General features: G+C 45.7%; 11 protein-coding genes and 1 pseudogene. 5 read left to right on the top strand and 7 right to left on the bottom strand.

Translation table 11 applies throughout. From position 1 onward, the window contains the following. Positions 1-226 (bottom strand): annotated as a pseudogene (locus PN462_RS07140) (hypothetical protein); the annotation flags it as partial. 511 nt (positions 227-737) lie between these two features. After that, positions 738-1,793 carry a hydrogenase expression/formation protein HypE gene (gene hypE / locus PN462_RS07135; RefSeq protein WP_272127359.1) on the bottom strand — a complete coding sequence of 352 codons (1,056 nt, stop codon included), beginning with the start codon at positions 1,791-1,793 and terminating at the stop codon, positions 738-740. 121 nt (positions 1,794-1,914) lie between these two features. Here hypE and PN462_RS07130 point away from each other — a divergent pair, with 121 nt between their 5' ends. Next, positions 1,915-2,877 carry a DUF362 domain-containing protein gene (locus tag PN462_RS07130; protein ID WP_272127358.1) on the top strand — a complete coding sequence of 321 codons (963 nt, stop codon included), beginning with the start codon at positions 1,915-1,917 and terminating at the stop codon, positions 2,875-2,877. Between the two features lie 156 nt (positions 2,878-3,033). On the opposite strand, the gene rpsR is transcribed toward PN462_RS07130, so the two are convergent. The 3 genes from rpsR to PN462_RS07115 all read right to left on the bottom strand — a co-directional run bounded on the left by rpsR (position 3,034) and on the right by PN462_RS07115 (position 4,204). Further along, the gene (gene rpsR / locus PN462_RS07125) at positions 3,034-3,246 is read right to left on the bottom strand and encodes a 30S ribosomal protein S18 (RefSeq protein ID WP_272127357.1); all 213 of its coding nucleotides are present in this window, start codon (positions 3,244-3,246) and stop codon (positions 3,034-3,036) included. Positions 3,247-3,394: 148 nt separating this feature from the next. Beyond that, positions 3,395-3,589: a 50S ribosomal protein L33 gene (rpmG, locus tag PN462_RS07120; protein WP_272127356.1), complete on the bottom strand. Its 195-nt coding sequence runs from the start codon at positions 3,587-3,589 to the stop codon at positions 3,395-3,397. A gap of 87 nt (positions 3,590-3,676) precedes the next feature. Further along, positions 3,677-4,204, bottom strand: coding sequence for an RDD family protein (locus tag PN462_RS07115; protein ID WP_272127355.1), 528 nt, complete (start codon positions 4,202-4,204; stop codon positions 3,677-3,679). Positions 4,205-4,442: 238 nt separating this feature from the next. Here PN462_RS07115 and PN462_RS07110 point away from each other — a divergent pair, with 238 nt between their 5' ends. The 4 genes from PN462_RS07110 (at position 4,443) to crcB (ending at position 7,764) form a co-directional block, all read left to right on the top strand. Then, positions 4,443-4,862, top strand: a complete 420-nt coding sequence (locus tag PN462_RS07110) for a hypothetical protein (RefSeq protein ID WP_272127354.1) — start codon at positions 4,443-4,445, stop codon at positions 4,860-4,862. Positions 4,863-5,080: 218 nt separating this feature from the next. Continuing rightward, the gene (locus PN462_RS07105; protein WP_272127353.1) at positions 5,081-6,520 is read left to right on the top strand and encodes a BCD family MFS transporter; all 1,440 of its coding nucleotides are present in this window, start codon (positions 5,081-5,083) and stop codon (positions 6,518-6,520) included. Next, positions 6,513-7,349 carry an inositol monophosphatase family protein gene (locus tag PN462_RS07100; protein WP_272127352.1) on the top strand — a complete coding sequence of 279 codons (837 nt, stop codon included), beginning with the start codon at positions 6,513-6,515 and terminating at the stop codon, positions 7,347-7,349. The genes PN462_RS07105 and PN462_RS07100 overlap by 8 nt, the downstream gene beginning before the upstream one ends. Then, positions 7,333-7,764 (top strand): fluoride efflux transporter CrcB, encoded by a 432-nt coding sequence (crcB, locus tag PN462_RS07095; protein ID WP_272127351.1) that lies wholly within the window; start codon positions 7,333-7,335, stop codon positions 7,762-7,764. Before PN462_RS07100 ends, crcB begins: the two co-directional genes overlap by 17 nt. Before the next feature lie 170 nt (positions 7,765-7,934). Here crcB and PN462_RS07090 read toward each other — a convergent pair whose 3' ends face one another. Then, complete coding sequence (locus tag PN462_RS07090; RefSeq protein ID WP_272127349.1) at positions 7,935-8,510, bottom strand: T4SS efffector SepA family protein; 576 nt, start codon at positions 8,508-8,510, stop codon at positions 7,935-7,937. Between the two features lie 136 nt (positions 8,511-8,646). Further along, entirely contained in the window at positions 8,647-9,879 is a 1,233-nt protein-coding gene (locus PN462_RS07085) for an LL-diaminopimelate aminotransferase (RefSeq protein ID WP_272127348.1), read from the bottom strand. Positions 9,880-9,954 lie beyond the last annotated feature (75 nt).

The raw sequence follows: 9,954 nt of genomic DNA, 5'->3' as shown, positions 1-9,954 counted from the left end.
CTCTTTCGATAGATGCTTGGCACGCGCTAGAATTTAAGGCTTTAGCAAAGGGAAACTCATCTCTAAGTACCTTGCTGAGACGATACAAGTCTTTTTGTCCAACTCCTAAATTGTCCATCCAAAAACGAATTGCTTTATTGCGGATAAATTGAACCGTTCGGATGGCCTCATCAATGGCACTGTATTGAGTTGGTTTTCCTTTAGCCTTGAACTCTAAGACGAGCATTTTACGTGAGATAAACCTAAACAAAAGTATTATAGCATCAAGTCGCCCTAAAAGAGCGAGGCTTTAGACCCATTATTTTTGGTAAACAAAAATTAATAATTTTTGGGAGTTAAATCAGTTATAATGGGCTGCGGTTGGGCTATTTCGGAAGAATTGAAAGTGAAAAAATAATTCTTGGGTTGAACAAGAATTCTTGGATTGAAAGTGAGTTTAATATGCCTTGGGGTTGAGCCTTGGGTTAAAACCCAAGGCTAAGAGCTTAAACCCGTTTTTAACGGGTTAAGAGACTAATGAGGAAGTGACTTTAATATGCTTTGGGTTAAACCAATGGTCATTCATCCATCCGTTTGAAATGGATGGCTTTTTGACTGATTTTTCTGTAAGAGACTAAGGAGATATGCCTTGGGCTTTAACCCAAGTCTTAATCATTGTAGGGTGGACAATGCCCACCCGGAGGGAGTTTCAGGATTTTTTAGGGTTTTTCGAGACCGGATCGCGTATAAGAACCAAGTTAACAGATACGGGGGAGTTGTTCGCCACTTAATAAGTCTAAAATGCGGTTTGCGCCGATTTGACTTTGGAGGGTAACTAAGCCCATATTACGGTTGCTGCGGCCAATGACGCTGCCAATGCCGCAAGCGTCGCTGTTATGCGATCGCAAAATCGCCAACGCCTTCTCCACCTTCCCCTGTGGCACAAAGGCAATAAACCGCCCCTCATTGGCCACATAAAGGGGATCAAAACCCAAAATTTCACAGGCCCCGCGCACATCCTCCCGCACAGGAATTAATCCTTCATCTACCTGAATGGCCATCCCAGAGGTTTGGGCAATTTCATTCAACGCACTCGCTAACCCCCCACGGGTTAAGTCACGCAAACAATGAATGGTGACACCCACTTTCAGTAACTCTAAAACCACATTAGACACTGGGGCCGAATCACTTTTAATAGTTGTTTCAAACTCCAACCCCTCCCGCATGGCCATAATGGCAATGCCGTGGCGGCCAATATCGCCATTTAACAAAATAACATCGCCGGGGCGGATAGATTGAGGGGCAATAGCATAAGGATATTCAACAATCCCCACTCCAGCAGTATTAATAAAAATCCCATCTCCTTTCCCCTTATCCACCACCTTCGTATCCCCGGTGACAATCTGCACCCCCACTTCCATAGCGGCCCGTCGCATGGACTGAACCACATTCCAGAGGGTTTTCATGGGTAGCCCCTCCTCTAAAATAAAACTGACGCTGATATAGGAAGGCCGGGCCCCACTCATAGCCAAGTCATTCACCGTACCATAGACGGCCATTGAACCAATATCCCCCCCAGGGAAAAATAAGGGATGGATGACATAGGAGTCAGTGGTAAAGGCAATTAACTCTGTCGGGATTTTCAGTAACGCGGAATCGTGTTGTAGGGTGCTAGGTTTGCCATTATTCCCGAAAGCGGGGAGAAACATTTTTTGGATGAGTTGCTGCATCAACTTTCCGCCCCCCCCATGGGCCATTAAGACATGGGGATATTGATCAATGGGAATTGGACAGGAAAATTGGAAGTCTGGCATGGTGTTAATGGGTAATGGGTAATGGGTAATGGGTAATCGGTAATGGGAGATTCAGTGCAATTGCCTCACTCCTCTTTTCTCTTGCCCTAATATATAACAAAAGAATTTTCACATAATTTCTATGGCTCTTGTTAGTGTGAACCGTGCAGAGCGTTATGACTTGCCCCAACTTAGGGAGTCGGTTTTGGAGGTGTTGCGGCCTTTGGGGGGGATAGAAGCGTTTGTGAAAGCGGGCGATCGCGTCTTACTCAAACCCAATCTTCTCACAGGAAGTCGCCCCCAAGGAGAATGTATCACACGGCCTGAGTTAGTGTGTACCGTCGCTCAACTGGTACAAGAAGCGGGGGGAGAGCCATTTTTAGGGGATAGTCCGGCCTTTGGCAGTGCGCGAGGGGTGGCGAAAAATAACGGGTATTTGCCCTTCTGCGAGGAATACGGTTTACCAATTGTAGAATTTCACGGCGATCGCTATGCTGTCACCAGTGAGACGTTTAATCACCTCCGACTCTCCAAAGAAGCTATGAATGCAGATGTAGTGATTAATCTCCCCAAAGTCAAGTCTCACTGCCAGTTAACCATGACATTAGGGGTAAAAAACCTCTTTGGTTGTGTACCTGGCAAAATGAAAGCCTGGTGGCATTTAGACGCGGGGAAAGATGCCAACCGTTTTGGGGAAATGCTCGTCGAAACCGCCAACGCCATTCAGCCCAATTTAACGATTATAGACGGGATCATCGCCCATGAAGGAAATGGCCCGAGTGGAGGAGAACCGCGCTTTTTAGGGCTTCTAGGGGCTTCTGAGAACGTTTTTGCCTTAGATATGGCCTTTTTAGATATCCTCAACGTCAACCCCGAATTAGTCCCCACTGCCGCAGCGGCCCACCGTTTACACATTGCCCCGTCTTGGGAGAGTTTAGAATTTCCCTTACTCCATCCCCGTACCCTCCAAGTCTCTAATTGGAAACTCCCAGAAGCCTTACAGCCCATTGATTTTGGAGTACCGCGCATCTTGCGATCTACGTTTAAACATTTTTATATTCGCTTGATCAAAGAACCCATGACTGCTTATCGTGTTGAAAGGTAAGCGTTGTGTTGGCCTTCTATTCTCCTACACTGCGAGAAAGCGGGGATTTTGCGGTGGGGTGAAATTTCAACCATGTAGGGGTGCAATACTTGCACCCCTATTGGTATGATGGGATTTTTAAGGATTCGTCAACGGTATTTTTAACGCCTAACGGGATTATTCTGCGTTGATGTAGGGTAATAATGCCATGTGTCTAGCATATTTTATCGCAGATGTCAAGTCTCGTTGCTGTTTTGCGGTTAAGTTGGTGATGCGACGAGGTAAAATTTTGCCCCGTTCGGTGATAAATTTTCTCAGTAATTCCACGTCTTTGTAATCAATGGGATCACCGGGTTTAATGGGAGAGAGTCGTTTGCGATAATAAGCCATAATTCGTTTATTTTTGTCGTTTACGCCTAAAAATTGTCTAAAAATTGTTTAACGGAAACCGTTAGGGAGTGTCTGTCCTTCTCTGGGGAGTTTACTCCGGGTTTTAGCCATCGTCTCAGAAATCAGTAGGGGACTGACTAAGTTACCTTTACTTAGTTTCTTTGTGGATGGTGTGCTTGTTACAGTGGGGGCAAAACTTTTTCAGTTCCATGCGTCCCGTCGTGTTCCGTCGATTTTTGCTGGTGGTGTACCGCGAAACTCCAGGAGTTCTTTTATCCGTGTTGGTGCGGCATTCGGTACACTCTAGAGTAATAATGAGTCTAACGCCCTTTTTACTTGCCATAGCTCTTGCTTACGTCCCGTTAATTTAGCTGTTTTCCCTGAATCGGATTAGCGATCGCAAGGGATTAAATAATTTAAACGCGACTTATCATCGTCGCATACGATAGCGCACTTCGTCAAGGAGGCGGCGCACTTGAATATCCAGAGAAATACCCCGTTGAGTTTGAATTTTCACCGTCCCCACCAGACGGTCATGGAAAGTCTGATTCCAGTCATCATCAGCATAGGCAATCCCACAATCAATAATAACCGGAGAAACGAGTAACAGGGTAGAGAAGGGATTGAGAAAAAAGACATTAAACCCGGCCATGGCCAGCAACGCTAACCCACCTAAAACACCTTCCCGTTTAGCCAACATGAAAATATCCGGGACTTTCCGATATTGGAGGTCTAACACTTTAATATCCATACACCAAGACCCCAAACTTTGCCCCTCGTTGCGGTCCACCACCACCACCCGGTTTACCCCCCACAAGACAAGGAAGACCAACCCCTGAAAAAACCAATTCCCCACAAAGGAACTGACTAACCAAGTCAAGACAAAATCAATCACAAACGCCCAAAAACGGCGTTCAGCAGGCACTCTGGGAAAGCGTTTCGGGACAGGACGAGTCATTTCAGTGAACAATTAGACCAATGATTTCATTGTAAGCGGGATTGTAGGCCAGATACAGAAAGACAATCTCTTGGTTGGGATTGACTGACCCCATATTCTAACTGCCTCAACCTAATAATAAATTGCACGTTTTGATCTGCGCTTTAAATCGCTGTATCCTTTACCTGTTACCTGTTCCCTCACCTGTTCCCTGTTCCCTCACCTGCCAAGTTAATTTAACCTGACTACCGAGTTACTTATGACGATTCGTTTTCAAGATACCCTGAGTTGGGAACAAGCCCAACTGTTGATGCAACCGACCTTAATTCGCGTGATTGATAATTTGCGGAAATGCTTGGAAAAGACCGACTGGCAGGGAAAATATGAGGAAATTCAAGACCCAATCCCAGGGTATCAACTCCATTTAAGTCAAGGGGAGACGGCCATTGCCACCCTCAACCTCTGGGAGGTATGTTTTCAAATTTGCTTTCTCAATTATCCCCCAGAACCGCCCCAAGAGAATCCCCAGGTGGACGTTGATGTGAGTCTATTCGACGAAACCGGGGACATTGCGTGGCAACGGTTAGACGAGAAGGCGAAACAGTTAATTGAAGGGGTGTTTCAGGATTTGGTGATGGGAGATGGGGAAGATAGGGGAGATGGGGAAGATGGGGAGTAACAACTGGTAACAGTTTACTGATTACTGTTTACTCTCGGTGAAACTACAATCGCCTAAAATTAGCTGAAAGGCTTACTGTGATTAGTTTCTGACTTCTTTTTAGGGTAAGGGTAAAACCTTCCTATTCCCTATTCCCAGTTCCGGAGTTCCCTTCGGACGCTGATTACTGTTTACTGATTACTGATTACTGATTACTGTTTAGAGTCAACAACAGCATTATGGCAACTCCGGATTTTGTCGATCAGAAAAGACAAACCCCTTCCCAACCCAAACCCATCAACCTCTTAAACGTCTTTCGACTGGGGTTATTTAATTTGGGAGTGGGTTTGATGGCCGTGTTAACGGTTGCAGTCCTCAATCGGGTAATGATCTCCGAATTTAATATACCCGCTTGGATTACTGCCGGGGCTGTGGCCTTGCAATATTTACTTTCTCCGGCCCGGGTTTGGTTTGGCCAACTCTCCGATGCGAAACCGTTGTTTGGCCTACACCGGACGGGGTATGTGAGGATAGGGGCAATTGCGGCGGGAATTGCCGTTTTTTTAGCCGTACAGGTGGCTTGGCAACTGGGAATGGCTTCGGAGTCCGGTTGGGTGTGGAACGCGCCTACAGTGCTATGGACGGTGTGTTTGGGGTTAGTGTTTGTGGTGTATGGGCTAGCGATCGCATCCTGTTCCGTCCCCTTCACCGCCTTATTAGTCGATATCTCCGACGAAAACAACCGCCCCCGACTGGTCCCCATCGTCTGGTCCATGCTGATGGTCGGCATTGTCATCGGTGGCATTACCGGAGGCATCTGGGGAAAAACCTTTATTGGCCAAACCAACATCACCCTCAACGACCTCTATTTTCCCCTCAACCTCCTCTTTACCGTCGTTCCCATCGTCTTCATCGCATTAGCCTTTATCGCCACCTGGGGAATTGAGAAAAAATACTCCTATTACGCCGTCCGATCCTCCGCCCAAGACCGAGAAGATAGTATTACATTAGGCAATGCCCTCCGCATCCTCACCCAAAGTCGCCAAACCGCCATTTTCTTCTTCTTCCTCCTCACCTTAACCCTAGGCTTATTCCTACAAGAAGCAGTCCTAGAACCTTACGGAGGCGAAGTATTTGGGATGCCCATTGGGGAAACCACCCAACTCAACGCCGCTTGGGGAATTGGTATTTTAATCGGCTACAGTACCACCGGATTTTTAGTCGTCCCCCGGTTAGGGAAAAAACTCACCACCCGCATTGGTTGTTTAGCCGTAGCCTTTTGTTTCTTACTCATTATTTTCTCTGGATTCACCGCCAATCCCCAAATTTTACAGGCCGCCATGTTAATTTTTGGCATTGCTGCCGGAGTTGCCACCATTGGGGGCATTTGTTTAATGTTAGACTTAACCACCGCCGAAACCGCCGGGACTTTTATCGGGGCCTGGGGCCTGTCTCAGTCTCTAGCGCGAGGACTCGCTATCTTCTTGGGTGGCATATTGTTAGATGTGGGCAAAGCCTTGTTTAATACCCCCTTTATGGCCTATGCGTCCGTATTTGCCATGGAAGGGTTAATTGCATTAGGCGCGACGGTACTGTTAAACCAAGTGAATGTAGAGGAGTTTCAAGAAAATGTGGGGAATGCAGTCCAAACTGTCATGGAAGGAGACTTAGATGGATAATGCCTTTTGGGACTCGGTTTTAACCTTTTGTCAAAACACCACCGAACGAGTCGGCCAACAGTTGATCAAAGATTTTGGCAAAATTCAAGCGGTTCGTAAAACCGACGGTAGTTTAGTCACCGAAGCGGATAAATGGTCAGACCAAGAAATTCGCACCGCCATTGGTCAGTCTTTCCCCGATCACGGTGTATTATCCGAGGAAACCCAACATATTTTCCCCGATAACGACTGGTGTTGGGTAATTGATCCCATTGATGGGACAACAAATTTTACCCGTGGGATTCCTATTTGGGGGATTTCCCTAGGCTTGTTATATCAAGGAATGCCTGTCTTTGGCTTTGTCAATTTTCCCCAAATCCGACAACAATTTTATGGGTATTGGTACGGAGACACTGGACTCACCGGACCCACTGGGGCCTATTTGAATGGCCAACCCCTCCATACCAGTCCTGATAACCCCAGTCAAAATCATATCTTCAATCTCTGCGCTCGGAGTACCGATGTAATGAAAACGCCTTTCCCTTGTAAAATTCGGATGATCGGGGTGGCTAGTTATAACAGCGTCTTAGTCGCATCGGGGGCCGCGTTGGGAGGAGTCGAGGCCACCCCGAAAATTTGGGATATTGCGGCAGTGTGGTCTATTGTACAAGCGGCGGGTGGGGTGTTCGTCACTCTCGAACCCGACCCGGTTTTCCCCTTGACAAAAGGGCAAGATTATGGGGAGAGACCGTTTCCCAGTTTAGTGGCCAGTCGGGAAGAATTGCTGCCTGTTTTTCGGCCTTTGGTTCAGTTTATCGGCGATCGCGTCTTAAATGAAACATTGGTTTGAAGTCCTCAGCGCATCCCTCCAGAGTCCTGTCGTAAGAAACCCCGTTGCGGTAAGTTTCGGTGCAGTGGGGGGAGCTTTATGCCGTTATTATCTAGGACGTTGGTTAACGCAACTGTTGGGGGTAGCGTTTCCCTACGGGACTTTTTTTGTCAACATCACAGGCAGTTTTTTGATGGGGTTATTGGTGTCTCTCCTGACAACCCAAGTGATTCAACTTTCTCCAGAAGTAAGAAGCTTAATATTGGTCGGCTTTTTAGGGTCTTATACCACGTTTTCCAGTTATGAGTTAGAGAGTTTTAAATTATTCAATGATGGACGGTTTTTTGTCTTATCCCTCTATTGGTTAGGAAGTGCCGTTTTAGGGTTACTCGCAGTGTATGGGGGGATAAAATTCGGACATTTCCTGAATGATTAAAGAGACAACCTGCTAAAAATTAAATTTGTGCGGTTTTTAATTGCAACTTGTTTAAAAAGGTCGGCATGGGGCATAAGGTGTTATGCTAACCTTCAAACCAATACACTAGGCATGAGCAGATATGAGAAACCCGGTTTCTTTCAGCACTTTAGATAAAACAGCAACATCTATCACAGAAACCGGGTTTCTTCACTGATACAAAGTTTTCCTACTTTCCCCGGATAGGCGGCTTTTTCATGATTTCTCCATTCAACTAAGACTTCTATCTCTTTTTTTAATTCTCTAGCAAAATACAAAGCACTTTGCCAAGATTTATTAGCATCATTCCTTTGTATTGAAATACCAAGATTAGAATAGAAGAAGAAACCACTATCATTACGTTTTCCTTTAACAATATTTGACTTAGAAAATGCTATTATTTCATCAACAGTAAATTCATCTAAAGCATATCTATGTGCTTGATAAACTAAATCTTTATAACTTTTAACTGTACTGTCTCCAAAATGTCCTTGCAGAATTTTTGTATAAGTTAAATTAACGGTATCAGGATTTAAGTTTATAGGGTTCGAGTTTATAGTTTGTATTGTTGGCGGAGGAACAGGTTCTGGAAAAGTAACAGGTTTTGGACTGTTTTTATCATAAAAATCCAGTAATCTTTCAATAACATTTCCGGGTGAATCAAAACCCTTTGCGTGTTTTTCTAATCTTTGATACGTGATGTCGGATACGCGGATGACTTGACTCATTGTAGCGAAACCTGATCTGTCCGTTATATTGTAACAATGTAACAAACAGATTGTCAAGAAACTGGAGATAGACCAATCCTCTTTATGTCCAATAAGGTGGAGTGGAGCATCACCCAACACCCCACCTCATACCAATCTAACTAAACGTTGCAGTAATGCGCTTCATGGCTTCTTCCACATTGGCGCGACTATTAAACGCCGAAATGCGAAAATAACCCTCTCCCGCAGCACCAAAACCTGATCCCGGTGTTCCTACGACATTGGCATTATGCAGGAGTTTATCAAAGAAATCCCAACTAGACATTCCTTCAGGAGTTTTCAACCATAAATAAGGCGCATTAACTCCCCCATACACGGTAATTCCCGCAGCAGCGAGTTGATCCCGAATAATTTGGGCATTTTCCAGATAAAAATTAATTAACTGTTTTACCTGGGCTTGACCTTCTGGGGAATAAACTGCCTCTGCACCCCGTTGTACAATGTAGGAGACTCCATTAAATTTGGTCGATTGACGACGATTCCAGAGTTTATGGAGTTCTACGGGAGTTCCATCTTTCGTTTTCGCGGTTAACCCTTGGGGAACAACCGTATAAGCGCAACGAGTCCCTGTAAACCCGGCATTTTTGGAGAAAGAGCGAAATTCGATCGCGCAATCCCGGGCCCCGTCCATCTCATAAATGGAATGGGGTAAACTATCATCAGTGATAAACGCCTCATAAGCCGCATCAAAGAGGATAATGGCATCATGGGATTTAGCATAGTCCACCCATGCTTGCAAATGCGCTTTACTGGCGGTTGCTCCCGTGGGATTATTGGGGAAGCAGAGATAAATTAAATCGACACTTTCGGTGGGAATAGCCGCCGTAAAGTTATTTTCTGCATTAATGGGAATATAAACCAAACCGCCATATTTCCCCGTCTCATCCACTTCTCCGGTATGGCCGGCCATGACATTTGTATCCACATAAACCGGATAAACCGGGTCTGTGACCGCAATTTTATTATCCTTGCCAAAAATATCGAGAATATTCCCCGTGTCACATTTTGCCCCATCCGAGACAAAAATTTCCGAGGCATCAATATTACAACCGCGAGAATTAAAATCCTGTTGAGCAATTTTTTCCCGTAACCAAGCATACCCCTGTTCGGGCCCATAGCCTTGGAAGGTTTCCCGGTTGCCCATTTCTTCGACGGCCTGTTTCATCGCCTGACAACAGGCTTCTGGTAAGGGTTCGGTGACATCGCCAATTCCCAGTTTAATGATTGGTGCGTTGGGGTTTTCTTGGGCGAAGGCGTTGACTCGTCGAGCAATTTCGGGGAATAAGTATCCCGCTTTCAATTTCAGGTAGTTTTCGTTAACGGTGGTCATCTTGGCTGATCATTTAGACACTGTTGATCTAGCATATCTTTGGCTGGAGCGTTTGGGGAGTCGGGAGTCGGGAGT

The organism is Spirulina sp. CS-785/01 (assembly GCF_028330525.1).
Lineage (GTDB): Bacteria > Cyanobacteriota > Cyanobacteriia > Cyanobacteriales > Spirulinaceae > JAQMSD01.
The sequence above is the reverse complement of the archived record's forward strand: the minus strand, read 5'-3'. Positions and strand labels throughout refer to the sequence as shown.